Origin of the sequence: Enterobacter sp. BIDMC 29, from assembly GCF_019378755.1 — a bacterium.
GTDB classification, from domain to species: Bacteria; Pseudomonadota; Gammaproteobacteria; order Enterobacterales; family Enterobacteriaceae; genus Enterobacter; species Enterobacter ludwigii.
On record NZ_CP080000.1, the window covers coordinates 2,897,565 to 2,923,619 of the forward strand.

Here is a 26,055-nt window from a genome sequence, read left to right on the forward strand (position 1 = left end):
TGGAGAACAACAATGAGCGCAAATGCGGAGAGCACTACCCCGCAGCAACCGGTCAATAAAAAGGGCAAACGCAAAAGCGCCCTTATTGTACTGACATTGCTCTTTATTATTATTGCCGTGGCATATGGGATCTATTGGTTTTTAGTATTGCGTCATGCTGAAGATACAGACGATGCATACGTGGCAGGGAACCAGGTACAAATTATGGCGCAGGTATCGGGCAGCGTGACGAAAGTCTGGGCTGATAACACCGATTTTGTGCAAAAAGGGGATGTATTGGTCACGCTCGATCCGACCGACGCCCAACAGGCTTTTGAAAAAGCCCAGACCGCGCTGGCCTCCAGCGTCCGTCAGACCCGCCAGCTGATGATCAACAGCAAGCAGCTGCAGGCCAACATCGACGTGCAGAAAACCGCACTGGCGCAGGCGCAGAGCGACCTGAACCGTCGCGTTCCCCTCGGCACTGCCAACCTGATTGGCCGTGAAGAGCTGCAGCACGCGCGTGATGCCGTTGCCAGCGCACAGGCGCAGCTGGACGTGGCGATTCAACAGTACAACGCCAACCAAGCGATGGTGCTGGGCACCAGCCTGGAAAACCAGCCTACCGTGCAACAGGCTGCCACCGACGTGCGCAACGCGTGGCTTGCCCTGCAGCGTACTAAAATTGTCAGCCCGATGACCGGCTACGTCTCTCGTCGTTCCGTCCAGCCTGGCGCCCAAATTAGCCCAACCACGCCGCTGATGGCGGTCGTTCCGGCGGACAACCTGTGGGTTGATGCGAACTTTAAAGAGACGCAGCTTGCCCATATGCGTATCGGCCAGACTGCGACGGTGATCAGCGATATTTACGGTGATGACGTGAAGTACACCGGGAAAGTGGTCGGCCTGGATATGGGGACCGGCAGTGCCTTCTCCCTGTTGCCAGCGCAAAACGCCACCGGGAACTGGATCAAAGTAGTTCAGCGCTTGCCTGTACGTATCGAACTGGATGCAAAACAGCTTGCGGACCATCCGCTGCGTATTGGCCTCTCTACGCTGGTAACGGTTGATACCGCCAACCGCGATGGTCAGATCCTGGCTAGTCAGGTGCGCAGCACCCCGGCTTATGAAAGTAACGCCCGTGAAATTAGCCTCGATCCGGTCAATAAACTGATCGATGACATCGTGAAGGCAAACGCCGGTTAATCCGAAGGTGAGCGTTATGCAACAGCAAAAGCCGCAAAAACCGCTGGAGGGGGCGCAACTGGTTATCATGACCATTGCGCTGTCGCTGGCGACATTCATGCAGGTGCTGGACTCTACCATCGCAAACGTGGCGATCCCAACCATCGCCGGTAACCTTGGCTCGTCACTGAGCCAGGGGACCTGGGTCATTACCTCGTTTGGGGTGGCAAACGCCATCTCCATCCCTATCACCGGCTGGCTGGCGAAGCGCGTCGGTGAAGTGAAGCTGTTCCTGTGGTCAACGGTATTGTTCGTGCTCGCCTCCTGGGCGTGCGGCATGTCCAACAGCCTGACGATGCTGATCATCTTCCGCGTCATTCAGGGGATTGTGGCCGGGCCGCTGATTCCGCTGTCGCAGAGTTTGCTGCTGAACAACTATCCGCCCGCTAAGCGCTCTATCGCGCTGGCGCTGTGGTCAATGACGGTGATTGTCGCACCGATTTGCGGGCCTATCCTCGGCGGCTATATCAGCGACAACTACCACTGGGGCTGGATCTTCTTCATCAACGTGCCAATTGGTGCGCTGGTGGTGATGCTGACCCTGCAAACGCTGCGCGGTCGCGAAACCCGAACAGAGCAGCGGCGAATTGACGCCATTGGCCTGGCACTGCTGGTGGTCGGGATCGGTAGCCTGCAGGTGATGCTCGATCAGGGTAAAGAGCTGGACTGGTTTAACTCGACAGAGATTATCATCCTGACCGTTGTGGCGGTGATATCGCTGAGCTTCCTGATCGTCTGGGAGCTGACGGACGATAATCCGATCGTCGATCTCTCGCTGTTTAAGTCGCGAAACTTCACCATCGGCTGCCTGTGTATCAGCCTGGCCTACATGCTCTACTTCGGCGCAATCGTTCTGCTGCCGCAGCTGTTGCAGGAGGTATATGGCTACACCGCAACCTGGGCAGGTTTGGCTTCTGCGCCAGTGGGGTTAATTCCGGTCCTGCTGTCGCCGATTATCGGCCGCTTCGCTCACAAGCTCGACATGCGCAGGCTGGTGACCTTCAGCTTTATCATGTACGCGGTGTGCTTCTACTGGCGCGCGTATACGTTCGAGCCGGGCATGGACTTTGGCGCATCCGCATGGCCGCAGTTCATTCAGGGCTTCGCCGTGGCGTGCTTCTTTATGCCGCTGACGACCATTACGCTTTCCGGCTTGCCGCCTGAGCGCATGGCGGCGGCATCAAGCCTGTCGAACTTTACGCGTACGCTGGCAGGCTCCATCGGGACGTCGATCACCACGACCCTTTGGACCAATCGCGAGTCGATGCACCATGCGCAATTGACCGAAGCGGTGAACCCGTTCAACCCTAACTCGCAGCAGATGTACAGTCAGCTTCAGGGAATGGGGATGACGGAGCAGCAGGCGTCCGGCTGGATCGCCCAGCAGATCACCAACCAGGGCCTGATTATCTCGGCAAACGAGATATTCTGGATATCGGCGGGGATCTTTATCATCCTGCTGGGACTGGTATGGTTTGCCCGACCACCGTTTGGCGCCGGAGGCGGTGGCGGCGGTGCGCACTAACGTGCGGTGTCCAGATCGCGACAGCGATTGTCAGTAACGATAAAGCAGCGCTCCTGAAATCGATTCACGATAGTGAAAAGACAACAGGAGCGCACCATGCTGAAAACACCTTCCGACAAATACCAACCTCAACCTGCTATTTCCCTGCCCGATCGCCGCTGGCCTGAGCAACGCCTCACGCAGGCGCCGCGCTGGCTTTCCACCGATTTACGCGACGGTAATCAGGCCCTTGCCGAGCCGATGGACAGCAACCGCAAACTGCAGTTCTGGGCGTTGTTACTGCGTTGCGGATTCAAAGAAATCGAAGTCGCTTTCCCCTCTGCCTCGCAGACGGATTTCAATTTTGTGCGTCAGTTGATCGACGAAAACCGCATTCCGCATGACGTCACCATTCAGGTATTAACCCAGGCGCGAGAAGACCTTATCCTGCGCACCTTTGCGTCGCTGCGCGGGGCGAAGCAGGCCACCGTACACCTGTATAACGCCACCGCCCCGCTGTTCCGCCGCCTGGTGTTCGGCATGGAGAAAGCGCAAATCGTTGAGCTGGCGACCCGTTCCACGCGTCTTATCCGCTCGCTGTGCGAAGAGAACCCCGCCACTCGCTGGCAATACGAATACTCTCCGGAAACTTTCTGCTTTACTGAGCCGGACTTTGCGCTGGCGATTTGCGAAGCCGTGGCAGACATCTGGCAGCCGTGCGCCGAACGCCCGATGGTGATCAACTTACCGGCCACCGTTGAGGTCAGTACACCGAATGTCTATGCCGATCAGATTGAGTATTTCTGCCGTCATTTCAGCCGCCGCAGCGATGTCTGCATCAGCGTCCATCCGCATAACGACCGCGGCACCGGTGTCGCCAGCGCGGAGCTGGCCCTGATGGCCGGTGCAGACCGTGTCGAAGGGTGTCTGTTTGGTAACGGAGAACGAACCGGTAACGTCTGCCTGGTCACGCTGGCAATGAACCTCTACAGCCAGGGGATTAGCCCGAATCTGGACTTTAGCGACATGAATCACGTGGTGGAGGTGGTAGAAACCTGCAACCAGCTGCCGGTGCATCCGCGCCATCCGTGGGCAGGACGGCTGGCGTATACCGCATTTTCGGGTTCACATCAGGATGCCATCAAGAAAGGCTTTGATGCCCGCAAGCCTGACGAACGCTGGGAAATGCCCTATCTGCCGGTTGACCCGCAGGATATTGGTTGCACCTACGAAGCGGTGATCCGGGTTAACAGCCAGTCAGGGAAAAGCGGCAGCGCGTGGCTTATTGAACAAAACCATGGTCTGAAATTACCCCGCGCCCTGCAGCAGGACTTTAGCCAGCACGTACAGCAGGAAACCGACCAGCACGGTAAAGAGATGACGCAGCATGCGCTGTGGCAACTGTTCCGCACACGTTATGGGCTGGTAGAGACGCCAGGCTTTGCCCTGCACGCTTACCGTAGCGACAGCCAGCAGGACGGGCAGTTACATCTGACGGCAAGCGTCACGACGCAGGGCGGGATGCGCCAGCTGGAGGGGCAAGGCAACGGGCTGTTATCCGCGGCGGCCAATGGTCTAAGCCGCTGGGTCACGACCCCGTTTGTCATTAAGGACTATCACGAACATACGCTTGGGGAGCGCAGCGACAGCCGCTCGGTGGCGTATATCCGCTGTCTGTTTCAGGATGGTAGCAGCCGCTGGGGCGTCGGCATTGACAGCGACGTGGCCCGCGCGTCTCTTCAGGCCCTGTTCAATGCTGTCAGCTAGCTGTCTTTGAAATAATCGCTGGGTGATATCCCCATCACCCGGCGAAACATCGCCGTAAAGGCACTGTGGCTGCCGTAGCCCAGATCCAGCGCCACACGTAGCACTGGCTGACCTTGTCCCAGGCGCAGCAGCGCTTCCAGCAGGCGCGCCCTTCTTAGCCACTCACCGTAGCTTAACCCCGTCTGCTGCTTGAAATGGCGGTTCATCGTACGTTCACTCATACCAAGCGTGTTTGCGGCCTGCATGCTGCCCCAGCTTTCCCCCGGCAACAACCGGATCCGCTGGCAAAGGGTACGCAACGGCTCGCTTTCCGGCTCAGGCAGGTGAAACGGCAGCACCCGCATCGTGCGGATTTCATCCAGAATGAGCTCATATACGCGCTCATCACGACTGCCCGGCGAGTAGGACGCCTCAAGCGTCAGCGAGGTGAGGATAAGTTCGCGTAACAGACCGGAGATCTGGACTATCTGACAGGTTGCCGGAAGATCGGCTCGCGCCAGGGGATCGATAAACAGCGTTCGCGCCGCAACGTTGCCGGTAATACGCAGAGAGTGCGGAGTGCCCGCGGGTAGCCAGACGCCGCGTCCGGGCGGCACCACCCAACAACCTGATGCGGTATCGACTCTCACCACCCCACTCAGGGTGTGCAGCAATTGCGCGCAGTCGTGCTGATGCCACGGCTCGCTGTCGCCATGAAGGTAATCATGGGCATAAGGAACAAGTGGGCGATGGGTAAAGGAGAAGGTTGAGGTTGTGGTCATGAGGTTAAACGCCCCTCACCCTACCCTCTCCCTGAGGGAGAGGGAAAAGGTGCACTAGATGTGCAGTTCCTGCAGTTTTTCTTTTGGCAGCGCCAGCTCTTCGTTGCTGTTTACGCGAACGTCACGCTCGATGATATGACGCGCGATCTCCTGGGCTTCTTCCAGAGAGTGCATCTGGTAAGTTCCGCACTGATATACGTTCAGCTCAGGGATCTGGTTCTGCTCTTTCACCTTCAGCACATCTTCCATTGCCGCTTTCCAGGCATCCGCGACGCGTTTCTCTTCAGGCTGACCAATCAGGCTCATGTAGAAACCGGTACGGCAACCCATCGGAGAGATATCGATGATCTCCACGCCATTACCATTCAGGTGGTCGCGCATAAACCCGGCAAACAGGTGCTCCAGGGTGTGAATGCCTTTCTCTGGCATCACTTCTTTGTTAGGCACGCAGAAGCGCAGATCGAATACGGTGATCGTGTCGCCGTGCGGGGTGTGCATGGTCTTCGCCACACGTACTGCAGGTGCTTCCATACGGGTATGGTCGACAGTAAAGCTATCTAATAACGGCATACGTCACCTCCGATAGTGATTTTTTTTAAAATAAACTGAACTCTTCTACAAAATGCACGTCTGAGTATATGAAAGACGCGCATTTGTTATCATCATCCCTGAATTCAGAGATGTATATTTTGGCCACAGCGATGTGGCCTTTTTCTTTTCTGTTAAGCCTGTTTCGCCAGAAACGCCTCAAACGACTCCGTATCCGCCGCTTCAACCTCTTTCTGACGCACGACAGACGCGTCTCGTTCTGCCACAAAATCAGCTTCACTCAGAATCTCTAACGGCTCCTGCTTCAGCATCTCGCGGTATTCCGCAGAGAGCGAACGCCCGGTGCCGCCAATACCCTGATCAATCATAGAACGCAGAATACGCGCTGAGAACGTCAGTTCCGGGTTATCAAACGATTCAACCAGCTGGTCGCACACGTTCTGATAGGCTTCACCACCGTCAATGCTGTCCATGGTTCGGGCAACACGCTTCAGGTCACGGAACAGATCCTTGCCGACTTTCGTCAGCGGGAACTGCGCTGTCTCGCAGCCAATACCCAGCGTAAGACCCGGCTTGCGCCCTTCCAGAATCACGCGGTTCCAGTTGGTACGGGTACAGAGCAGTTCCTCTGAACTCATTTCCGGCGCATCCGCCAGTACGCACCAGACCATAAACAGATCCAGGAAGCGAACCTGCTGCTCATCAACGCCGATGGGTGAGAACGGGTTGATATCCAGCGAGCGCACTTCTATGTATTCAATCCCGCCGCGCTGCAGTGCATCCGACGGGGTTTCACCGCTGCGCGTGACGCGCTTCGGACGAATAGGCGCGTACAGTTCATTTTCAATCTGCAGCACGTTGCTGTTGATCTGCAGGCGCTTACCGTCTTTTTCGAGGCCGATTTTCTCGTACTCTTCCGACGGCGTTTTGATCGCCCGCTTCAATCCTGCCACATATTCGTGCAATTCGTTAAATGTAATACCGAGATTGCTTTGCGACTTATTGGTATAACCCAGATCGCTAAGACGCAGGGAGGTGGCGTACGGGAGATAGTACATTCCACACTCTGTCTTCTCGAACGGCAGCGTGGTCGGTTTCCCCTGCAGGAATGACGAGCATATCGCAGGCGATGCCCCAAACAGATACGGAATGACCCAGCCAAAACGATAGTAGTTGCGGATCAGGCGGAAATAGCCCGCGGAGATCGCGTCTTTATCCGTTTCGCCGCACTTCGCCTGCCAAAACGCCATGGGTAAAGAGAAATTGTAATGCACGCCAGAAATGGTCTGCATCAACGCACCGTAGCGGTTTTTCAGCCCCTCACGATAGAGCGTTTTCAGTTGACCGATATTTGACGTGCCGTATTGCGCCAGTTCAATCTCCTGGCCTTGTTCGATATAGCACGGCATGCTGAGCGGCCACATACGCTCATCACCCAGATTGCGGGCAGTGTAGCGATGGATGTCGCGCAGAATCGTTAGCATATGATCAATATCACCATCCACTGGCGTGATGAATTCCAGCAGCGCTTCAGCGAAATCGGTTGTGATCCATTTATGTGTCAGCGCCGAGCCTAACGCCTTCGGGTGACCCGTTGTCGCTAAGCTACCGTCCGCGTTAACGCGCAGCGTTTCACGCTCAAGACCACGCTGAATACCCTTCAGTGCCTGAGGGTGATTTTCCAGCCAGGCCAGCGCCTGAGATACGTCCGGGATCAAATTGACCTCCCGCCTGTCAAAGTATTGTTACTCAGCATAATTGTAATGGTTGACGATTGAAGGTCGCGTATTCATTCCACCAATTAGTGCCACCACGTCATACCCTGTAGTGTTGCCCATGCCACGAGAACATAGCGCAACGCCTTGCCAAGGCACAAAAAAAAGAGCACTGGCCCCCAGGAGATGCGCATCCATCCCGCCAGCAGGCACAGTAAATCACCTATTACAGGCATCCAGCTTAATAACAGCGTGGCAGCGCCATAGCGTTTTAGCCAGCCGACTGCCTTTTCCTGCCAGCGCGATTTTTCACGCAGCGGAAAGAAACGCCCAAGAATAACGTTAGTCAGCCCTCCAAAGCTATTACCCATTGTTGCTATTAACACGAGCAACCAGGGCTGACTCACGCCAGACAACAGCATCGCTACCAGCACTACTTCCGAATTTCCCGGCAAGAGCGTAGCGCTTAAAAAACTGCTGGCGAATAATGATAAAAGTGACAGCGCGTCACTCACAGTAAGCGGACGTCCACAACATCCATCCCGGCATCGCGCGCGGCCTGAATACCAAAATCAGCATCTTCGAACACAACACATTTCACCGCAGGCACACCCATCAGTTCTGCACAACGCAGGAAAGTGTCCGGTGCGGGCTTGTGATTTTGAACATGATCGGCGGCAACCACCGCAGAGAAATAATGACGCAGGCCAAGATGGGTGAGCAGCGCTTCCGCAATAGCGCTTTCACTGCCCGTGCCAACGGACATAGGGCGACGCCCGTGCCATGCTTTTACGACGTCAATTAACGGTAACGGGCGCACGGTATCTAAAAGCATCGCTTTTACCGCATCGGTTTTTTCACGGGCCAGAAGGTGCGGGTCGAGATCGGCATGATTACGTTCAATCACGGCCTGCGCTATACGCCAGGTTGGGGCTCCGTTGAGGGCGATCATCGCCTGAAGATCGAAACGCATACCGTAACGAGCAAGGACATCAGTCCAGGCTTGACGATGCGTGGGTTCGGTATCCAGGAGAGTGCCATCCATATCGAAGATCAAACCGTCATACTTTGCGTACATCGTGCTCTCGCTAAACGATTAACAAAGCATTACTTTATCGTAAACGGTGGTTTTTGTCGCTCAAAGAGAAATGATTGCTGACGGAACGTCGAAGGAATAACCAGGGAGAAAGAGAGTGGTACAGAAAAGAAGATGGTGCATCCGGGAGGATTACTCGGCTGCGCCTCGCCCTTCGGGCCGTTGCAAAGCAACGTTATCTTCCCTGGTGCTTGCGGCTAACCCGCAGACCTTGAAACAACAGCCTTGCTGTTATCTCGGAGAAGATGGTGCATCCGGGAGGATTCGAACCTCCGACCGCTCGGTTCGTAGCCGAGTACTCTATCCAGCTGAGCTACGGATGCATCGGGATTTACTATTGTACTACTCGATATTCATATCACTTCGAAAGCAATATGAAGTAATAGATGGTGCATCCGGGAGGATTCGAACCTCCGACCGCTCGGTTCGTAGCCGAGTACTCTATCCAGCTGAGCTACGGATGCATCGGGATTTACTATTGTACTACTCGATATTCATATCACTTCGAAAGCAATATGAAGTAATAGATGGTGCATCCGGGAGGATTCGAACCTCCGACCGCTCGGTTCGTAGCCGAGTACTCTATCCAGCTGAGCTACGGATGCATCAGGGWAMTGCTTTCAGAAAYAGTAAATGGTGCATCSGGGAGGATTACTCGGCTGCRCCTCGCCCTTCGGGCCGTTGCTAAAGCAACGTTATCCTCCCTGGTGCTTGCGGCTAACCCGCAGACCTTGAAACAACAGCTTTGCTGTTATCTCGGAGAAGATGGTGCATCCGGGAGGATTCGAACCTCCGACCGCTCGGTTCGTAGCCGAGTACTCTATCCAGCTGAGCTACGGATGCATCGGGATTTACTATTGTACTACTCGATATTCATATCACTTCGAAAGCAATATGAAGTAATAGATGGTGCATCCGGGAGGATTCGAACCTCCGACCGCTCGGTTCGTAGCCGAGTACTCTATCCAGCTGAGCTACGGATGCAAAATGGCGGTGAGGCGGGGATTCGAACCCCGGATGCAGCTTTTGACCGCATACTCCCTTAGCAGGGGAGCGCCTTCAGCCTCTCGGCCACCTCACCACACAACGCCTCTTTCGAGTGCTCCGAGTAACTCGTTAAGAGCTTCTCGTCGCTGCGTGGCGCATATATTACTTTCTGGGACTTATAAGTCAAACAATTTTCCAAAAGCTTTTATCGTTTGCACAAATCACACGCAATTCGCATGCAAAAGCTGCAAAGAGGGTGTTTTATAAGCGGATTTTGCAGGCATCTTCTCAGAAAACTGATGACAGAATAGTGATGTTGAGGCGAGTTAAGGGTAAGAGAGTGGTTAAAAACAGAGCGATTGAAATTAAACGGTAACTTTAAGCAGGAAAAATGGCGGGAGAGGTTGCGTCTCGCCCGACAGCGAGACGCGACAATATCAGTAACTGGACTGCTGGGATTTTTCAGCCTGGATACGCTGGTAGATCTCTTCACGGTGGACAGATACTTCTTTAGGAGCGTTTACACCAATACGTACCTGGTTACCCTTTACCCCTAAAACTGTCACGGTGACCTCATCCCCAATCATGAGGGTCTCACCAACTCGACGAGTCAGAATCAGCATTCTTTGCTCCTTGAAAGATTAAAAGAGTCGGGTCTCTTGTATCCCGGCATTATCCATCATATAACGCCAAAAAGTAAGCGATGACAAACACGTAAAGTGTAAGCAGTCACGGCATCACATTCTGTTAAACGTAAGTTTAGCCGATATACACAAACTCAACCTGACTTTATCGTTATCGATAGCGCAGTGAACAAGACGCCATAACGTTACCGCTATGGCGTCTGCTTGTGCTTTGTAGTTATTACAGTTTCGCGCTCACCCAGCTTTCAACACTGGCCAATGCCGCAGGAAGTGCCGCCGCATCCGTACCACCGGCTTGCGCCATGTCCGGACGACCGCCACCCTTACCGCCCACCTGCTGGGCGACCATACCAATCAGTTCCCCTGCTTTTACGCGGTCGGTCACATCCTTAGAGACGCCCGCAATCAGAGAAACCTTACCTTCTGCCACTGTCGCCAGCACGATAACTGTGGAACCGAGCTGGTTCTTCAGATCGTCGACCATAGTACGCAGCATCTTAGGCTCAACGCCCGCCAGATCGCTGACCAGCAGTTTGACGCCCTTAATGTCTACAGCTTTGCTGGAGAGGTTTGCACTCTCCTGCGCCGCAGCCTGCTCTTTCAGCTGCTGCAGCTCTTTTTCCAGCTGACGCGTGCGATCCAGCGCAACGCGCACTTTCTCGCCCAGGTTCTGGCTATCACCTTTCAACAACTGCGCGATGTCGTGCAGCTGATCGCTCTGCGCATGCAGGCTGGCAATCGCGCCTTCACCGGTTACCGCTTCAATACGACGCACGCCCGCCGCCGTTCCTGATTCGGAAACAATGCGGAACAGACCAATGTCGCCGGTACGGGAGGCATGCGTACCGCCGCAGAGTTCAGTCGAGAAGTCGCCCATGCTCAGCACGCGAACGCGGTCGTCGTATTTCTCGCCGAACAGTGCCATCGCGCCTTTCTTCTTCGCCGCCTCGAGATCCATGATATGGGTTTCGATTGGCAGGTTACGACGGATCTGCGCATTCACCAGATCTTCCACCGCGCGGATTTCTGACGGCTTCATCGCTTCAAAATGAGAGAAGTCGAAGCGCAGCACTTTATCGTTAACCAGAGAACCTTTCTGTGCAACGTGCGTTCCCAGAACTTCACGCAGGGCAGCGTGCATCAGGTGCGTAGCTGAGTGGTTCAGACGAATGCGCGCACGACGAGCTTCATCAACGTTCGCCTGGACACCCTCGCCCACTTTCAGAGAACCGGCAGTCAGTTTGCCCTGATGGCCAATCGCCTGACCGTATTTCTGCGTGTCGCTTACGCTGAAGCTGAAACCGTTGCCTTTCAGTTCGCCTTTATCGCCAACCTGGCCGCCGGATTCTGCGTAGAACGGCGTTTTGTCCAGAATGACAACCGCATCCTGACCCGCGTTGATGCTGTCTACGGCTTTACCGTCAACAAACAGGGCGGTCACTTTGCCAGTCAGTTCCAGATTTTCGTAGCCTTTGAATTCTGATGCGCCATCAACGCGGATCATCGCGTTGTAGTCAGCACCAAAACCGCTGGACTCGCGCGCACGGCGGCGCTGCTCTTCCATTGCGGCTTCAAAGCCTGCTTCGTCCACTTTAATGTTGCGCTCACGGCAAACGTCCGCCGTCAGGTCAACCGGGAAACCGTAGGTATCGTACAGGCGGAAAGCGGTTTCGCCGTCCAGCGTATCGCCCTTAAGTTTCGCCAGCTCTTCATCCAGCAGCGCCAGTCCGCGCTCCAGAGTACGAGCAAACTGCTCTTCTTCCGTTTTCAGAACCTGCTCAACCTGCGCCTGCTGACGTTTCAGCTCATCACCGGCTGCGCCCATCACGCCAATCAGTGGCCCAACGAGTTTATAGAAGAAGGTGTCCTTCGCGCCCAGCATGTTGCCGTGACGGATAGCACGACGAATGATACGACGCAGCACATAGCCACGGTTTTCATTCGACGGGATCACGCCGTCGGCAATCAGGAACGCGCAGGAACGGATGTGGTCTGCAATAACGCGCAGCGATTTGTTGTTCAGATCGGTTGCACCCGTCACTTGCGCAACGGCTTTAATCAGGGTGCTGAACAGGTCAATTTCGTAGTTGGAGTTAACGTGCTGCAGAACAGCCGCGATACGCTCCAGACCCATACCGGTATCCACGGACGGTTTCGGCAGCGGCTCCATCGTACCGTCAGCCTGACGGTTGAACTGCATGAAGACGATGTTCCAGATCTCAATGTAGCGATCGCCGTCTTCTTCCGGGCTGCCTGGAGGACCACCCCAGATATGGTCGCCGTGATCGTAGAAGATCTCGGTGCACGGACCGCAAGGGCCGGTATCGCCCATCTGCCAGAAGTTGTCAGACGCATAAGGTGCGCCTTTGTTATCACCGATGCGAATAATACGCTCGCGCGGGATACCAACCTCTTTTTCCCAGATTTCGTAGGCTTCGTCATCGGTTTCATAGACGGTAACCCACAGACGATCTTTCGGCAGGTTGAACCAGTTTTCACCGGTCAGCAGTTCCCACGCATATTGAATGGCATCGTGTTTGAAATAGTCGCCGAAGCTGAAGTTACCCAGCATTTCGAAGAACGTGTGGTGACGCGCGGTGTAACCGACGTTTTCCAGGTCATTGTGTTTACCGCCCGCACGCACGCAACGCTGTGAGGTTGTGGCGCGGGAATAATTACGTTTGTCGAGACCAAGGAACACATCCTTGAACTGGTTCATCCCGGCGTTGGTAAACAGCAGAGTCGGATCGTTGTTCGGTACCAGGGAGCTGCTGGCAACTACCTGATGTCCCTTACTATGGAAAAAATCGAGAAACGCCTGACGGATCTCAGCGGTGCTCTTGCTCATAATTATCCTGAAATCAAGCTAACGAAATGTCGTAGCAAGCCTGTATCGGTAAAACGTTGGACAGACCAGCTACTGGAAAAAGTGGGAATAAGATAAGTTTTCTTTAGTGGGAAGTAAAATCCCGCATGCGTTCAATCCGCAAAATTACGCCAGATATCCTGAATATCTTCCATCAGAAAGCCGCGGTAGAGCAAAAAGCGCTGGATTTTAACTTTTTCTGAAAATTCACGTGGCAAGGGTTCGCCGTACTTGCGGATGGCCTGTTCTTTTGCCAGTGCGCACCAGTCTGTGTCGCATTCTCGCATGGCCTTTTCAATGGTTTCACGGGCGACCCCTTTCTGGTTCAGCTCCTGGCGGATACGCGCGGGGCCATACCCTTTGCGGCCACGGCTGGCAAGAAACCGGGAAGCGAAACGCTCGTCATCCAGATAGCGGTGCTCATAGCACCAGGTAATGACGCGGTCGTAATCTTCCGCAGTCGCATCAATCTCTTCCGGCCCGTTTTTACTCATGACGGGGGCCGACAGTTTTCGCCGCAACTCCTGTTCGCTGTGGTCACGGACGGCAAGAATGCGCACCGCACGGTCCAGTAAGCGTGCATAGGCAGGGCGGCGTGAAGTCGATTCACTCATAAAAAACCTGCTGATTCAGAAATGCAAAAAGGGCCGCATTAGCAGCCCTTCATCTTTAAACGAGAGAATTAGAAATCTTCGTTGGTTTCTTCAGCACCCGCGTTATCCACCACGAAATCAGGCGTACCGTCCTGGTTGTTCAGCAGAAGCTCACGCACTTTCTTCTCAATTTCTTTCGCCGCAGCCGGGTTCTCTTTCAGCCAGGAGATTGCATTTGCTTTACCCTGACCAATCTTGTCGCCGTTGTAGCTGTACCATGCGCCCGCTTTTTCAATCAGCTTCTCTTTCACGCCCAGGTCAACCAGTTCGCCGTAGAAGTTGATACCTTCACCATAGAGGATCTGGAATTCAGCTTGTTTGAACGGCGCTGCGATTTTGTTCTTCACAACCTTCACGCGGGTTTCGCTACCCACTACGTTTTCACCCTCTTTCACCGCGCCGATACGGCGGATATCCAGACGGACAGAAGCGTAGAATTTCAGCGCGTTACCACCGGTAGTGGTTTCCGGGTTACCGAACATCACACCAATTTTCATACGGATCTGGTTAATGAAGATCAGCAGCGTGTTGGACTGCTTCAGGTTACCGGCCAGCTTACGCATTGCCTGGCTCATCATACGTGCCGCGAGGCCCATGTGAGAGTCACCAATTTCGCCTTCGATTTCAGCTTTTGGCGTCAGAGCGGCAACGGAGTCGACCACGATAACGTCAACCGCACCGGAACGGGCCAGCGCGTCACAAATTTCCAGCGCCTGCTCACCAGTGTCCGGCTGAGAACACAGCAGGTTGTCGATATCAACGCCCAGCTTACGAGCATAAACAGGGTCCAGCGCGTGCTCAGCATCGATAAACGCACAGGTTTTACCTTCACGCTGTGCCGCAGCGATAACCTGCAGCGTCAGGGTTGTTTTACCTGAGGACTCGGGCCCGTAGATTTCTACGATACGGCCCATTGGCAGGCCGCCAGCGCCCAGCGCGATATCCAGAGAAAGCGAACCGGTGGAGATAGTTTCCACATCCATGGAACGGTCTTCACCCAGGCGCATGATGGAGCCTTTACCGAATTGCTTTTCGATCTGGCCCAGTGCTGCCGCCAACGCTTTCTGTTTGTTTTCGTCGATAGCCATTATTACTCCTGTCATGCCGGGAGAAGCGACTGTGCTTCACCGTGGATTTCTGTTCTGTTGGTGCAATTATACTGTATGGTCATACAGTATCAAGTATTTTGTAGAAATTGTTGCCAGAGCGTTTTTAACGCATAAACGGTTGCCTGACGACGCACGCTTTCGCGATCGCCGCTAAAGCACTCCCGGCGGGTGATCCCTTCACCTCTGGCGGTAGCAAAACCAAACCAGACGGTGCCGACAGGCTTCACGTCACTGCCCCCGTCCGGACCCGCGATGCCGCTAATCGATATTGCATAATCTGCGCGCGCCTCTTTGAGCGCACCAATAGCCATCTCAATCACCACCGGTTCGCTGACCGCGCCATGCTGTTCGAGCGTAGATTCCCGCACGCCGATCATTTGCGCTTTAGCTTCATTACTGTAGGTCACAAAACCACGTTCAAACCAGGCGGAACTGCCGGCAATATCGGTAATCGCTTTCGCCACCCAGCCGCCGGTGCAGGACTCCGCGGTGGTGAGGGTCGCCCCGCGTTGCTTAAGCGCCAGCCCTACCACTTCGCTAAGCTGCATCAATTCATGGTCAGTCATTCTCGCTCCAGGCCTTAGAAAAACATGCAGCACAAGATAGCACTTTCTCGTCAGATATGGGGATGCGCTGCAGGATTTACGAGGGGGCTTCAGAAAAAAGCCGATGCGAGCGCACCGGCGGTGGCGAGGATTATTTCATGCTGTCAGCGAGGGTATCCACATTGTGGCGGAACGCCTTAACGTAGGTCTCTGCCACGCCCCCTTTTGCCGAGAGCGCTTCCGGGTAAAGCTCGCCTCCCGGCGGCGCGCCGGTGGCTGTAGCAATCTGTTTAACCAGCCGCGGGTCGAGCTGGTTTTCCATAAACCAGGTTTTCACGCCGTCCGCTTTAATCTGATTAATGATCTCAGCGACCTGTGCCGCGCTGGCCTCGCTCTCTGACGACAACCCCTGGGGCGCCATAAACGTCACCCCGTAGGCGCGGCTGAAATAGCCGAACGCGTCATGGCTGGTCAACACTTTACGTTTCACCAGCGGGATCTGGCTAAAACGCGTTTTGGCCCAGCTATCCAGCTGCTTAAGCTGCGCGATGTACGGTTTTCCGGTCGCTTCCAGCGCGGTTTTATCTTCTGGGTCGGCTTTCACCAGCCCGTTGAGAATATTTTGCGCGTACAGCGCCCCGTTCGCCGCGCTGTTCCAGGCGTGCGGGTCAGTGACGGTTTTGCCCTCTTCTTCGAGGGTATGCGTCTGCACACCACGCGACGCCACCACCAGCTGGCCTTTGAACCCGGAGGCTTTCACCAGGCGATCCAGCCACCCTTCCAGTCCCAGACCATTGACCACCACAACATCTGCCTTGCTTAGCGCCGCGCTATCTTTTGGCGAGGGCTCGAAGGTATGCGGATCGCCGTCCGGACCCACCAGCGTCGTGACGTTCACATGGTCACCGCCCACCTCCCGGGTCATATCCCCCAGTATGGAAAAGCTGGTCACCACATTGAGCGTTTTCGCCATCACCGTTTGCGACATCATCCCCAGCGCGAGCGCCACTACGAATCCCGTACGTTTCATCGTTTCCCCTTCCGTTAAAAAAGCGCACGCAGGCTGCCAGCCAGCCTGCTGCGCGTGCCAAATAAAATGGAAATAAAGAACAGCGCGCTGGCGGTAAGCACGATGGACGGCCCCGCGGGCAGGCTGGCGGCCCAGGAGAGACTGAGTCCGAGCCACGCGCAGAAAATACCGCTGATACCCGCCATCAATAGCAGTCCGGGTAAGGTGCGTGCCCAGCAGCGTGCCGCTACCGCAGGGAGCATCATCAGCCCGACCGCCATCAACGTGCCAAGCACCTGAAAACCGGCAACGAGGTTAAGCACCAGCAGCGCCAGAAACAGGCCGTGTAATAAGCCGGGAACATGGCGGGCGTTTACCTGCAGCCAGGCGGTGTCAAAGGCCTCGGTCACCAGCCCACGGTAGAAAATCGCCAGCGTGATAAGGGTGAACATGCAAACGCCTGCCACAAACAGCGCGGCATCGTTATCCACCGCCAGGATGGAGCCAAACAACAGGTGCAGAAGATCGACGTTCGAACCGCGCAGTGATACCAGCGTGACGCCCAGCGCCAGCGAACCAAGATAGAACCCGGCAAAACTGGCGTCCTCTTTAAGCGGCGTTCGACGGCTGACCAGCCCGGCCACCAGCGCCACGGTAATACCGGCAATAAAGCCTCCCACGCTCATGGCCAGCAGCGACATACCGCTGAGCAAATACCCCACCGCGACGCCGGGTAAAATGGCGTGAGAGAGGGCATCGCCCATCAGACTCATCCGGCGCAGCTGAAGGAAAACGCCCAGAGCAGTGGTACTGACGGACAACGCCAGGCAAACCACCAGCGCGCGGCGCATAAAGCCATACTCAATAAAAGGCTGAAAAAAGATATGCCAGATCATGCCACCCTCACCCGCTCGGTTTTCCACTGGGGAATGTCAGCGTCCAGCCGTAACGTCTGCGGGAAGTGGCGCGATACACGCTCGCTGTCGTGCAGCACCGCAAGCACCGTTTGCCCCTGCATATACATTTCCAGCATCAGGTCCATCAGCACATTGCAGGTGGCTTCATCAACGCCGGTAAAGGGCTCATCGAGCATGACCAGCGGTGCCTGCTGCACTAATACCCGCGCGAACAGCATGCGCTGAAACTGACCGCCGGAGAGCTCATCAATGGTCGTTAGCGCCATTGTTCCAAGCCCCACCCGCTCAAGCGCGCCGGCAATGCGCAGCCGCATTTCACGGCGAAGGCCAGAAAAAAGCGACGCTTCAGGCCAACAGCCCATGCTGACCACATCCTGCACGGTTAGCGGAAATTGCGCCTCCAGGGCATGACGCTGTGCCAGCCAGCCCATTACCGGGCGTTTTTTCTGCCAGTGAAAACTGCCACTTACCGGCGGGATAAACCCGGCGAGGGTTTTCAGAAGCGTTGATTTACCGCAGCCGTTGGCCCCGAGGATGGCGGTCATGCTCCCGCATTCAATCACCCCGGACAGAGGACGCGTGACCGGCTCGCGGTCGTAACCCGCCGTGAGTTGATTCATCACAATCATGGCAATGCCACCGCCCAGCACACGGCCAGCCCGATAAAGACAATCAGCGCCAGCGCCATCAGAAGCCGGACCGGCGCAGACAGAGAAAAAAAGGAAGTAGACATCTCATCACCACATCAAATGTTATAACATAACAATAATGAAAGATAATGCGGATGTAAATGAGCGGAGATTAACGGGAGTGTGGCGAAATGTTTCTGGATATCAGCCCAACCCTCTCCCGGCGGAAGAGGGTCGAACATCAAGCGTTACTGACTGAACGGCGACGCGGCAGGCACGCGCGCCTGTGATACCGCCAGCCCCAGCTGCCATACGGCCATCGCATAGTGGGTGCTGTGGTTATAGCGGGTGATGGTGTAGAAGTTAGGCAGCCCGTACCAGTACTGATAACCCGTACCGACATCCAGACGCAGCAGGCTCGCCTGTTGCGTATTTCCCAGCGGCTGCGTTGGCGTTAAGCCTGCAGCGGCCAGCTGCGAAACGCTGTAGTTGGTTTTAAAGCCGTTCTCAAGCCCTGGTGCCTGGCCGTTAGCCTGCACCGCCACCTGACCGCCCGGCACCCAGCCGTGCGCTTTAAAGTAGTTCGCCACGCTGCCGATGGCATCCACCGGATCCCACAGGTTGATATGACCATCTCCGTTAAAGTCGACGGCATATTGCTTATAGGAGGACGGCATAAACTGGCCGTAGCCCATCGCACCGGCAAACGAACCTTTGAGATCTAACGGGTCATCTTGTTCATTGCGCGCCATCAGCAGGAAGGTTTCCAGTTCAGACGAGAAATATTCAGCGCGACGCGGGTAGTTGAAGGAGAGCGTCGCCAGCGCATCGAGGATACGGGTTTTGCCCATCACGCGGCCCCAGCGGGTTTCCACGCCGATAATCCCGACGATGATTTCAGGCGGTACGCCATACACCTGCCACGCACGGTTCAGCGCATCTTCGTATTGGTTCCAGAAGACCACGCCATTTTGCACGTTATCCGGCGTAATGAACTGTTTGCGATAACGCAGCCATGCGCCATTTGGCCCGGTCGGTACCTGAGCCGTCGGTGCCTGGCGATCCATCAAACGCAGAACATAATCCAGTCGCTTCGCCTGCGACAGAATTTCATGCAGTTGCTGGCGGTCAAAACCGTGTTTGCTCACCATTTTATCGATGAACTGCTCGGCCGCCGGGTTATTCGCAAAGTCGCCGCCCATCTGCATCATATTATGCTGCGGCTCCAGCAGGAATCCTCCGGAAGGCGCGCCAGCCGTTTGCTGCACGGCTTCGGTCTTGGGTTTGCTACTACAGGCAGACAGCAGAATAAGCGCAGGTAACAACGCTGCATAACGACGCTTGAACATGTGACATCCATTTAACGGGTTCGATAAGAACCCAGTATGGTAAAGCATCCGCAACACCTCAAGGAAGTGGTACGCACCTCCCCCACCAAATCTTTACGCTCCCCATCGCAAATCTGTGCAATTTTCATCCACACAAGACTCCCACCGGCAATTAACTTTCAAAACAATCCATTTTTCTTTCATTGTGAGATCTAATTAACACTTTAAAACCTTTCAAAGTGATTATTATTAGCCTCGGTTATACAAAAACAAAAAAGCCCCACAGGAGAGAAGAATGATAGAAACCATCACCCACGGCGCCGAGTGGTTCATCGGGCTGTTTCAGAAAGGCGGAGAAGTGTTCACCGGCATGGTGACCGGGATCCTGCCCCTGCTGATTAGCCTGCTGGTCATCATGAACGCGCTGATTAACTTTATTGGCCAGCAACGCATTGAACGCTTTGCCCAGCGCTGCGCCGGCAATCCGCTGTCCCGTTACCTGGTTCTGCCCTTCATCGGTACGTTTGTTTTTTGCAACCCGATGACGCTGAGCCTCGGCCGCTTTATGCCTGAAAAGTACAAGCCAAGCTATTACGCCGCAGCCTCCTACAGCTGCCACTCCATGAATGGCCTGTTCCCGCATATCAACCCCGGCGAGCTGTTTGTCTATCTGGGCATTGCCAGCGGCCTGACCACGCTTGGCCTGCCGCTCGGTCCGCTGGCGGTGAGTTATCTGCTGGTCGGTCTGGTCACCAACTTTTTCCGCGGCTGGGTCACGGACCTCACCACCGCTATTTTCGAGAAGAAAATGGGTATCCAGCTTGAACAGAAAGTCCATCTTTCAGGAGCCGCAGCATGAGCCGTATTCGCATTGAAAAAGGAACGGGCGGCTGGGGCGGCCCGCTGGAATTCGACGCCACTGAAGGCAAAAAAATCGTCTATATCACCGCAGGCACACGTCCGGCCATTGTCGACAAACTGCGTGAGCTGACCGGCTGGGAAGCGGTCGACGGCTTCAAAGAGGGCGAACCGCCTGAAGCAGAAATTGGCGTGGCGGTGATTGACTGCGGCGGCACGCTGCGCTGCGGCATCTACCCCAAGCGGCGTATTCCTACCGTGAATATCCATTCCACCGGTAAATCAGGTCCGCTGGCGCAGTACATCCTGGAGGACATTTACGTCTCCGGCGTGAAGGAGGAAAACATTCACCTGGCACAAGGGTCTGCTGCCCCTCAGAAAGCGGCCCCGCGTGATTACGACACGAGTAAAAAAATCACCGAACAGAGTGACGGCCTGCTGGCAAAAGTCGGAATGGGGATGGGCTCTGCCGTGGCCGTGCTGTTCCAGTCCGGGCGCGACACCATCGACACGGTGCTGAAAACCATTCTGCCGTTTATGGCATTCGTTTCGGCGCTGATCGGCATCATCATGGCCTCGGGCCTGGGCGACTGGATTGCCCACGGCCTCGCCCCGCTGGCGAGCCACCCGCTCGGGCTGGTGACGCTGGCGCTGATCTGTTCCTTCCCGCTGCTGTCGCCGTTTCTCGGCCCAGGCGCGGTCATTGCGCAGGTTATCGGCGTGCTGATTGGCGTGCAGATTGGCCTTGGCAACATTCCCCCGCATCTGGCTCTGCCCGCCCTGTTTGCCATTAACGCCCAGGCGGCGTGTGATTTCATTCCTGTCGGGCTGTCGCTGGCAGAAGCGCGCCAGGACACCGTGCGCGTTGGCGTGCCGTCTGTACTGGTCAGCCGTTTCCTGACCGGCGCACCGACGGTGCTGATTGCCTGGTTTGTCTCCGGCTTTATTTACCAATAAGAGGTTCCTGTGATGACCGTAATTTACCAGACCACCATCACCCGCATTGGCCAGAGCGCGGCCGATGCGCTCAGCGACAAAATGCTGATTACCTTCCGCGAAGGCGCGCCCGCGGATATCGAAGAGTTTTGCTTTATCCACTGTCACGGCGAGATGAACGGCGAGCTGAAGGCCGGGAGCCAGCTGGAGTTGGGTGACGCGCGCTACGCCGTGACCGCCGTCGGCGACGTGGCCGAACAAAACCTGCGGGAGCTCGGCCATATCACCCTGCGTTTTGATGGCCAGCCGCAGGCGGAATATCCCGGTACGGTTCATGTGGATGGCCCGGTTCCGCAGGCTGTCACCCCAGGCTGCACGTTGAAGTTTGTTGCGTAATTTAAGGAGAAAGATATGAGTCAGGTTGCCGTTGTCATTGGTGGGGGACAAACCTTAGGCGAGTTCCTCTGCCGTGGGCTTGCTGCAGAGGGTTACCGCGTGGCGGTAGTGGATATTCAGAGTGAAAAAGCCGCACGTGTGGCGGACACCATCAACACCGAATTGGGTGAAGGCATGGCCTACGGATTTGGTGCTGATGCCACCAGCGAGCAGAGCGTAATGGCGCTGGCCCGCGGCGTGGACGAGATTTTTGGCCGTACCGACCTGCTGGTATACAGCGCAGGAATAGCCAAAGCAGCCTTTATCAGCGATTTCGAACTGGGGGATTTCGACCGCTCCCTGCAGGTTAACCTCGTGGGCTATTTCCTCTGCGCGCGCGAGTTTTCCCGTCTGATGATCCGCGATGGCATTCAGGGGCGCATCATCCAGATCAATTCGAAATCGGGCAAAGTGGGCAGTAAACACAACTCCGGTTACAGCGCGGCGAAATTTGGCGGCGTTGGGCTGACGCAATCTCTGGCCCTCGATCTGGCTGAATATGGCATTACCGTTCACTCGCTGATGCTGGGCAACCTGCTGAAATCGCCGATGTTCCAGTCCCTGCTGCCGCAATATGCCACCAAGCTCGGGCTGAAAGAGGAGGAAGTGGAGCAGTATTACATCGACAAAGTGCCGCTGAAGCGCGGCTGCGATTATCAGGACGTGCTGAACATGCTGCTGTTTTATGCCAGCCCCAAAGCCTCTTACTGCACCGGGCAGTCCATTAATGTCACCGGCGGGCAGGTGATGTTCTGATCGAACACGCTGATGCCCGTATCCCCCTCTCCTTCGGGAGAGGGAACAACAAGGAGCTCGTATGGTTACCGCATTCATTACCGTCGCCGCCATCGCCTGGATGTGCCAGCTGATCTTTGGCGGCTGGCAAATCCGCCAGTTTAACCGCGCGTTTGATGCCCTGTGTCAGAAAGGGCGCGTGGGTGTCGGGCGTTCCGGCGGGCGTTTCAAACCGCGCGTGGTGGTTGCCATTGCGCTGGACGAACACAATAGGGTCTGCGATTCCCTCATCATGCGCGGGATGACCGTTTTTGCCCGCCCGGCGAAAATCCAGGCGATTAACGGGATATCGCTGCAGGAATTACAACCCGATGTGATCTTTCCCCATGATTCGCTCTGTCAGAATGCTCTATCATTAGCGCTTAATCTGAAACATGGATAATTTCGTTGTGAACGCGATAAGCTTGCGAAATTATCATTTCGCAACCTAAGGAATTGAGCGTCTATGAAACCACGTCAGCGTCAGGCGGCCATTCTGGAGCATCTGCAAAAGCAGGGAAAATGCTCGGTAGAAGAACTGGCCCACTACTTTGACACCACCGGCACGACAATACGAAAGGATCTGGTATTGCTCGAAAACTCTGGTGCAGTCATCCGAACCTACGGCGGCGTGATGCTCAACAAAGATGAAGCCGACCCGCCTATCGATCACAAAACGCTGATCAATACTCACCAGAAAGCGCTGATTGCCGAGGCCGCCGTAAAATTTATCCATGATGGCGACTCCATTATCCTTGATGCAGGCAGCACCGTGCTGCAGATGATCCCGATGCTCAGCCGCTTCAACAACATCACGGTGATGACCAACAGTCTGCATATCGTCAACGCCCTGTCGGAATTCGACAGCGAGCAAACCATTCTGATGCCCGGCGGGACGTTCCGTAAAAAATCTGCGTCGTTTCACGGTCAACTGGCGGAAAACGCCTTTGAACACTTCAGCTTTGATAAACTCTTTATGGGCACGGACGGTATCGATTTGAACGCCGGCGTGACGACCTTTAACGAGGTGTTCAGCGTCAGCAAAGCGATGTGCAACGCCGCGCGCGAAGTGATTTTGATGGCAGACTCGTCGAAGTTTGGCCGTAAAAGTCCCAACATTGTCTGCAGCCTTGAAAGCGTCGATAAGCTCATTACCGACGCAGGTATCGACCCGGCGTTCAAAAAAGCGCTGGAAGAGAAAGGGATCGACGTGATTGTAACCGGAGAGAGAGATGAGTGATTTTCTGTTAAACGCAGGCCGCCAGACCCTGATGCTGGAGCTGCAGGAAGCCAGCCGCCTGCCGGAACGTCTGGGCGAGGATTTTGTGCGCGCGGCAAACACCATTATCCAGTGCGAAGGTAAAGTGGTGGTCTCCGGGATCGGCAAGTCCGGTCATATCGGCAAAAAGATTGCTGCTACGCTTGCCAGCACCGGCACACCGGCGTTCTTCGTGCATCCGGCCGAAGCGCTGCACGGCGATCTGGGGATGATTGAAAGCCGCGACGTGATGCTATTTATCTCTTACTCCGGTTCGGCCAAAGAGCTGGATCTCATCATCCCGCGTCTGCAGGAAAAATCGGTCGCGCTGCTGGCGATGACCGGTAAATCCCGCTCACCGCTGGCACTGGCGGCCAAGGCCACGCTTGATATCTCCGTTGAGCGCGAAGCCTGCCCGATGCACCTTGCCCCCACCTCCAGCACCGTGAATACGCTGATGATGGGCGACGCGCTGGCAATGGCGGTAATGCAGGCACGCGGCTTTAACGAAGAAGATTTTGCCCGCTCGCACCCGGCGGGTGCGCTCGGAGCACGACTGCTCAATAAAGTTCATCATCTGATGCGGACCGACGAGGCCATTCCGCAGGTCAAACTCAACACCAGCGTAATGGATGCGATGCTGGAACTGAGCCGCACCGGGCTGGGTCTGGTAGCGGTGTGCGATGAAACCGGTAGCGTTAAAGGCGTGTTTACCGACGGCGACCTGCGCCGCTGGCTGGTGGGCGGCGGCAAGCTGGAATCCCAGGTTTCGGAAGCGATGACCCGGGGCGGGCTGACCCTGAATGCCGAGAGCCGCGCCATCGAAGCCAAAGAGGTGCTGATGAAACGCAAAATCACCGCCGCGCCGGTGGTGGATGAGCACGGCACGCTGTGCGGCGCCATCAACCTGCAGGATTTCTACCAGGCCGGGATTATTTAACCTTTGAGTCCCAGACGTTTCGCCAGCCGGTGCAGGTTGGCGACGTCCATTTCCAGCGCCCGCGCGCACGCCGCCCAGCTGCGGTTATTCTGCTCCAGCGCGCGGGCGATCGTCTGACGCTGAAACGCTTCTGTTGCTTCCCGCAGGTTCTCATGGGCCATTTCCGGCGCGGCAGGCGTAACGAACGAAGCGGTGTCATCGTGCAATGCGAAATGCCGCGCGTGGATCACCACCTCATCTCCCGAACGTGTCGCCCGCGCCAGCACCACGGCGCGGTGAATCGCATGTTCCAGTTCGCGCACGTTACCCGGCCAGCCGTAGCGCATCAGATGGGCTCGCGCGCCGGGGCTTAATACCACGCGGGAAAGCCCCATTCGTAACCGGCATTGCTCGCAGAAAAACCCCGCCAGCAGCACCACATCGTCGCCGCGCTCGCGTAGCGGCGGCACGGTAAGCGGAAACACGCTCAGACGATGGTACAGGTCAGAGCGGAAATTCCCGGCTAACACCTCTTCGCGCAGGTCACGGTTGGTTGCCGCCAGCACACGCACGTTGACTCTCAGGCTGCGATCGTCGCCGACGCGCTGAATATCGCCGTACTGCAGGACGCGCAGCAGTTTGGCCTGAAGCGACAGCGACAGTTCGCCAATTTCATCGAGGAACAACGTGCCGTTATCCGCCATTTCAAATTTGCCGCTGCGGTTGCTGATCGCCCCGGTAAACGCCCCTTTGACGTGACCAAACAGCTCACTTTCCGCCACGCTTTCCGGCAGCGCGGCGCAATTGAGGTACACCAGCGGGTTGACCGCGCGCGGCGAGGCTTCGTGGATGCCCTTCGCCACCAGCTCTTTACCGGTGCCGGTTTCCCCGAAAATCAGCACGTTTAAATCCGAGGCCGCCACGATATCGATCTCTTTTTTTAGCTGCACCATCCCCGGTGACAGCCCAATCATCTCCGTGTGTGCCACCGGTTCAAACGCCGACGGGCTGCCCGGAAGGATGTTCTGGCTCTCCAGCTGTTCGATCAGCAGCGCGTTATTCAGCGCACCGGCGGCCAGCGCGGCAATCAGCCGCAGCTCTTCATCGCTAAAGGTGTCAAACTGATCCGGCGACAGGCCGTCGAGGGTTAATGCCCCAATCAGGTTTTGTCCGGCAAACAGCGGCAGGCCGATACAGGCATGAACTTTCAGGCTCTCCTGCCCCGGGATCAGCCCGTCGTAAGGGTCGGGCAAATCACTGTCCGCCGGAAAGCGCACCACGTCACCGGCCCGCGCGATGGTTTCCAGACGCGGATGGCCTTCCAGGGAGAAGCGTCGCCCAAGAACGTCCTGCGCCAGCCCGTCGATAGCCAGCGGAATAAACTGCCGGGCGTCGTAGCGCAGCAGTGCCGACGCATCGCACGCCAGCACCTGGCGCAGCGTCGAAATCAGCCGCTGAAAACGGTCCTGATGACCGATACCGGTTTGCAGTTCAATGGCAATTTTTGCCAGTACGTCCACGGAAAAGCTCATCTGCGCCTCACTGTCATTTTGACCATTCATATTGTCACAA

Annotated in this window: 25 protein-coding genes and 6 tRNA genes; 10 read left to right on the forward strand and 21 right to left on the reverse strand. The window is 55.9% G+C overall.

The annotated features are described in order from the left end of the window. Positions 1 to 12 precede the first annotated feature (12 nt). The 3 genes from emrA (at position 13) to leuA (ending at position 4,495) form a co-directional block, all read left to right on the forward strand. Complete coding sequence (gene emrA / locus JTA15_RS12550) at positions 13 to 1,185, forward strand: multidrug efflux MFS transporter periplasmic adaptor subunit EmrA (protein ID WP_219372362.1); 1,173 nt, start codon at positions 13 to 15, stop codon at positions 1,183 to 1,185. A gap of 16 nt (positions 1,186 to 1,201) precedes the next feature. Further along, positions 1,202 to 2,749 carry a multidrug efflux MFS transporter permease subunit EmrB gene (emrB, locus tag JTA15_RS12555; protein ID WP_020883860.1) on the forward strand — a complete coding sequence of 516 codons (1,548 nt, stop codon included), beginning with the start codon at positions 1,202 to 1,204 and terminating at the stop codon, positions 2,747 to 2,749. A gap of 96 nt (positions 2,750 to 2,845) precedes the next feature. Then, positions 2,846 to 4,495: a 2-isopropylmalate synthase gene (gene leuA, locus JTA15_RS12560; RefSeq protein WP_219372363.1), complete on the forward strand. Its 1,650-nt coding sequence runs from the start codon at positions 2,846 to 2,848 to the stop codon at positions 4,493 to 4,495. On the opposite strand, the gene JTA15_RS12565 is transcribed toward leuA, so the two are convergent. The 20 genes from JTA15_RS12565 to mltB form a co-directional block, all read right to left on the reverse strand. Next, complete coding sequence (locus JTA15_RS12565) at positions 4,492 to 5,256, reverse strand: helix-turn-helix domain-containing protein (RefSeq protein ID WP_047356661.1); 765 nt, start codon at positions 5,254 to 5,256, stop codon at positions 4,492 to 4,494. The two genes, leuA and JTA15_RS12565, sit on opposite strands and share 4 nt — an antisense overlap. A gap of 54 nt (positions 5,257 to 5,310) precedes the next feature. After that, entirely contained in the window at positions 5,311 to 5,826 is a 516-nt protein-coding gene (gene luxS / locus JTA15_RS12570) for an S-ribosylhomocysteine lyase (protein ID WP_008499539.1), read from the reverse strand. Between the two features lie 152 nt (positions 5,827 to 5,978). Next, positions 5,979 to 7,523 carry a glutamate--cysteine ligase gene (gene gshA / locus JTA15_RS12575; RefSeq protein ID WP_014171329.1) on the reverse strand — a complete coding sequence of 515 codons (1,545 nt, stop codon included), beginning with the start codon at positions 7,521 to 7,523 and terminating at the stop codon, positions 5,979 to 5,981. 83 nt (positions 7,524 to 7,606) lie between these two features. Then, complete coding sequence (locus tag JTA15_RS12580) at positions 7,607 to 8,035, reverse strand: YqaA family protein (protein ID WP_032678833.1); 429 nt, start codon at positions 8,033 to 8,035, stop codon at positions 7,607 to 7,609. Continuing rightward, on the reverse strand, positions 8,032 to 8,598 hold the full coding sequence (gene yqaB, locus JTA15_RS12585) for a fructose-1-phosphate/6-phosphogluconate phosphatase (protein ID WP_219372364.1): 567 nt from the start codon (positions 8,596 to 8,598) through the stop codon (positions 8,032 to 8,034). The genes JTA15_RS12580 and yqaB overlap by 4 nt, the downstream gene beginning before the upstream one ends. Before the next feature lie 264 nt (positions 8,599 to 8,862). Next, positions 8,863 to 8,939, reverse strand: a tRNA-Arg gene (locus tag JTA15_RS12590). Positions 8,940 to 9,003: 64 nt separating this feature from the next. Next, a tRNA-Arg gene (locus JTA15_RS12595) sits at positions 9,004 to 9,080 on the reverse strand. 64 nt (positions 9,081 to 9,144) lie between these two features. Beyond that, positions 9,145 to 9,221, reverse strand: a tRNA-Arg gene (locus JTA15_RS12600). A 161-nt stretch (positions 9,222 to 9,382) separates the two neighbouring features. After that, positions 9,383 to 9,459 (reverse strand) — tRNA-Arg (locus JTA15_RS12605). 64 nt (positions 9,460 to 9,523) lie between these two features. After that, positions 9,524 to 9,600 (reverse strand) — tRNA-Arg (locus tag JTA15_RS12610). A 4-nt stretch (positions 9,601 to 9,604) separates the two neighbouring features. Next, positions 9,605 to 9,697 (reverse strand) — tRNA-Ser (locus tag JTA15_RS12615). A 343-nt stretch (positions 9,698 to 10,040) separates the two neighbouring features. Next, entirely contained in the window at positions 10,041 to 10,226 is a 186-nt protein-coding gene (csrA, locus tag JTA15_RS12620) for a carbon storage regulator CsrA (RefSeq protein ID WP_000906486.1), read from the reverse strand. 241 nt (positions 10,227 to 10,467) lie between these two features. After that, complete coding sequence (alaS, locus tag JTA15_RS12625) at positions 10,468 to 13,095, reverse strand: alanine--tRNA ligase (protein ID WP_014171332.1); 2,628 nt, start codon at positions 13,093 to 13,095, stop codon at positions 10,468 to 10,470. Positions 13,096 to 13,226: 131 nt separating this feature from the next. Then, positions 13,227 to 13,727: a recombination regulator RecX gene (gene recX, locus JTA15_RS12630; RefSeq protein ID WP_219372365.1), complete on the reverse strand. Its 501-nt coding sequence runs from the start codon at positions 13,725 to 13,727 to the stop codon at positions 13,227 to 13,229. Positions 13,728 to 13,795: 68 nt separating this feature from the next. After that, positions 13,796 to 14,854 carry a recombinase RecA gene (recA, locus tag JTA15_RS12635; RefSeq protein ID WP_020883855.1) on the reverse strand — a complete coding sequence of 353 codons (1,059 nt, stop codon included), beginning with the start codon at positions 14,852 to 14,854 and terminating at the stop codon, positions 13,796 to 13,798. 89 nt (positions 14,855 to 14,943) lie between these two features. Beyond that, complete coding sequence (gene pncC / locus JTA15_RS12640; RefSeq protein ID WP_020883854.1) at positions 14,944 to 15,441, reverse strand: nicotinamide-nucleotide amidase; 498 nt, start codon at positions 15,439 to 15,441, stop codon at positions 14,944 to 14,946. Positions 15,442 to 15,571: 130 nt separating this feature from the next. Further along, positions 15,572 to 16,450: a metal ABC transporter substrate-binding protein gene (locus JTA15_RS12645; RefSeq protein WP_153852638.1), complete on the reverse strand. Its 879-nt coding sequence runs from the start codon at positions 16,448 to 16,450 to the stop codon at positions 15,572 to 15,574. A 14-nt stretch (positions 16,451 to 16,464) separates the two neighbouring features. Then, positions 16,465 to 17,325 (reverse strand): metal ABC transporter permease, encoded by an 861-nt coding sequence (locus JTA15_RS12650; protein WP_025203390.1) that lies wholly within the window; start codon positions 17,323 to 17,325, stop codon positions 16,465 to 16,467. Continuing rightward, entirely contained in the window at positions 17,322 to 17,975 is a 654-nt protein-coding gene (locus JTA15_RS12655; RefSeq protein WP_032678836.1) for a metal ABC transporter ATP-binding protein, read from the reverse strand. The genes JTA15_RS12650 and JTA15_RS12655 overlap by 4 nt, the downstream gene beginning before the upstream one ends. A gap of 248 nt (positions 17,976 to 18,223) precedes the next feature. After that, positions 18,224 to 19,324, reverse strand: a complete 1,101-nt coding sequence (gene mltB / locus JTA15_RS12660) for a lytic murein transglycosylase B (RefSeq protein ID WP_025203388.1) — start codon at positions 19,322 to 19,324, stop codon at positions 18,224 to 18,226. Between the two features lie 274 nt (positions 19,325 to 19,598). Here mltB and srlA point away from each other — a divergent pair, with 274 nt between their 5' ends. The 7 genes from srlA to gutQ all read left to right on the forward strand — a co-directional run bounded on the left by srlA (position 19,599) and on the right by gutQ (position 24,504). Then, positions 19,599 to 20,162 carry a PTS glucitol/sorbitol transporter subunit IIC gene (gene srlA / locus JTA15_RS12665; RefSeq protein WP_014171343.1) on the forward strand — a complete coding sequence of 188 codons (564 nt, stop codon included), beginning with the start codon at positions 19,599 to 19,601 and terminating at the stop codon, positions 20,160 to 20,162. Beyond that, on the forward strand, positions 20,159 to 21,118 hold the full coding sequence (locus tag JTA15_RS12670; protein WP_014171344.1) for a PTS glucitol/sorbitol transporter subunit IIB: 960 nt from the start codon (positions 20,159 to 20,161) through the stop codon (positions 21,116 to 21,118). The genes srlA and JTA15_RS12670 overlap by 4 nt, the downstream gene beginning before the upstream one ends. Before the next feature lie 12 nt (positions 21,119 to 21,130). Then, positions 21,131 to 21,493: a PTS glucitol/sorbitol transporter subunit IIA gene (srlB, locus tag JTA15_RS12675; RefSeq protein WP_032678837.1), complete on the forward strand. Its 363-nt coding sequence runs from the start codon at positions 21,131 to 21,133 to the stop codon at positions 21,491 to 21,493. Between the two features lie 15 nt (positions 21,494 to 21,508). Continuing rightward, complete coding sequence (gene srlD, locus JTA15_RS12680) at positions 21,509 to 22,288, forward strand: sorbitol-6-phosphate dehydrogenase (RefSeq protein WP_014171346.1); 780 nt, start codon at positions 21,509 to 21,511, stop codon at positions 22,286 to 22,288. A gap of 61 nt (positions 22,289 to 22,349) precedes the next feature. Continuing rightward, on the forward strand, positions 22,350 to 22,709 hold the full coding sequence (gene gutM / locus JTA15_RS12685; RefSeq protein ID WP_014171347.1) for a transcriptional regulator GutM: 360 nt from the start codon (positions 22,350 to 22,352) through the stop codon (positions 22,707 to 22,709). Between the two features lie 63 nt (positions 22,710 to 22,772). Next, positions 22,773 to 23,546 (forward strand): DNA-binding transcriptional repressor, encoded by a 774-nt coding sequence (locus tag JTA15_RS12690; RefSeq protein WP_014171348.1) that lies wholly within the window; start codon positions 22,773 to 22,775, stop codon positions 23,544 to 23,546. After that, the gene (gene gutQ / locus JTA15_RS12695; RefSeq protein ID WP_014171349.1) at positions 23,539 to 24,504 is read left to right on the forward strand and encodes an arabinose-5-phosphate isomerase GutQ; all 966 of its coding nucleotides are present in this window, start codon (positions 23,539 to 23,541) and stop codon (positions 24,502 to 24,504) included. The genes JTA15_RS12690 and gutQ overlap by 8 nt, the downstream gene beginning before the upstream one ends. On the opposite strand, the gene norR is transcribed toward gutQ, so the two are convergent. Beyond that, a complete protein-coding gene (gene norR / locus JTA15_RS12700) occupies positions 24,501 to 26,015 on the reverse strand; it encodes a nitric oxide reductase transcriptional regulator NorR (RefSeq protein ID WP_219373256.1) in 1,515 nt (504 codons plus the stop codon). The two genes, gutQ and norR, sit on opposite strands and share 4 nt — an antisense overlap. Positions 26,016 to 26,055: the final 40 nt, after the last annotated feature.

Bases quoted from the DNA above. Each gene is read 5' to 3' on its own strand.
- emrA (WP_219372362.1), top strand. From the start codon at position 13: ATGAGCGCAAATGCGGAGAGCACTACCCCGCAGCAACCGGTCAATAAA.
- emrB (WP_020883860.1), top strand. From the start codon at position 1,202: ATGCAACAGCAAAAGCCGCAAAAACCGCTGGAGGGGGCGCAACTGGTT.
- leuA (WP_219372363.1), top strand. From the start codon at position 2,846: ATGCTGAAAACACCTTCCGACAAATACCAACCTCAACCTGCTATTTCC.
- JTA15_RS12565 (WP_047356661.1), bottom strand. From the start codon at position 5,256: ATGACCACAACCTCAACCTTCTCCTTTACCCATCGCCCACTTGTTCCT.
- luxS (WP_008499539.1), bottom strand. From the start codon at position 5,826: ATGCCGTTATTAGATAGCTTTACTGTCGACCATACCCGTATGGAAGCA.
- yqaB (WP_219372364.1), bottom strand. From the start codon at position 8,598: ATGTACGCAAAGTATGACGGTTTGATCTTCGATATGGATGGCACTCTC.
- csrA (WP_000906486.1), bottom strand. From the start codon at position 10,226: ATGCTGATTCTGACTCGTCGAGTTGGTGAGACCCTCATGATTGGGGAT.
- alaS (WP_014171332.1), bottom strand. From the start codon at position 13,095: ATGAGCAAGAGCACCGCTGAGATCCGTCAGGCGTTTCTCGATTTTTTC.
- recX (WP_219372365.1), bottom strand. From the start codon at position 13,727: ATGAGTGAATCGACTTCACGCCGCCCTGCCTATGCACGCTTACTGGAC.
- recA (WP_020883855.1), bottom strand. From the start codon at position 14,854: ATGGCTATCGACGAAAACAAACAGAAAGCGTTGGCGGCAGCACTGGGC.
- pncC (WP_020883854.1), bottom strand. From the start codon at position 15,441: ATGACTGACCATGAATTGATGCAGCTTAGCGAAGTGGTAGGGCTGGCG.
- JTA15_RS12645 (WP_153852638.1), bottom strand. From the start codon at position 16,450: ATGAAACGTACGGGATTCGTAGTGGCGCTCGCGCTGGGGATGATGTCG.
- JTA15_RS12650 (WP_025203390.1), bottom strand. From the start codon at position 17,325: ATGATCTGGCATATCTTTTTTCAGCCTTTTATTGAGTATGGCTTTATG.
- JTA15_RS12655 (WP_032678836.1), bottom strand. From the start codon at position 17,975: ATGATTGTGATGAATCAACTCACGGCGGGTTACGACCGCGAGCCGGTC.
- mltB (WP_025203388.1), bottom strand. From the start codon at position 19,324: ATGTTCAAGCGTCGTTATGCAGCGTTGTTACCTGCGCTTATTCTGCTG.
- srlA (WP_014171343.1), top strand. From the start codon at position 19,599: ATGATAGAAACCATCACCCACGGCGCCGAGTGGTTCATCGGGCTGTTT.
- JTA15_RS12670 (WP_014171344.1), top strand. From the start codon at position 20,159: ATGAGCCGTATTCGCATTGAAAAAGGAACGGGCGGCTGGGGCGGCCCG.
- srlB (WP_032678837.1), top strand. From the start codon at position 21,131: ATGACCGTAATTTACCAGACCACCATCACCCGCATTGGCCAGAGCGCG.
- srlD (WP_014171346.1), top strand. From the start codon at position 21,509: ATGAGTCAGGTTGCCGTTGTCATTGGTGGGGGACAAACCTTAGGCGAG.
- gutM (WP_014171347.1), top strand. From the start codon at position 22,350: ATGGTTACCGCATTCATTACCGTCGCCGCCATCGCCTGGATGTGCCAG.
- JTA15_RS12690 (WP_014171348.1), top strand. From the start codon at position 22,773: ATGAAACCACGTCAGCGTCAGGCGGCCATTCTGGAGCATCTGCAAAAG.
- gutQ (WP_014171349.1), top strand. From the start codon at position 23,539: ATGAGTGATTTTCTGTTAAACGCAGGCCGCCAGACCCTGATGCTGGAG.
- norR (WP_219373256.1), bottom strand. From the start codon at position 26,015: ATGAGCTTTTCCGTGGACGTACTGGCAAAAATTGCCATTGAACTGCAA.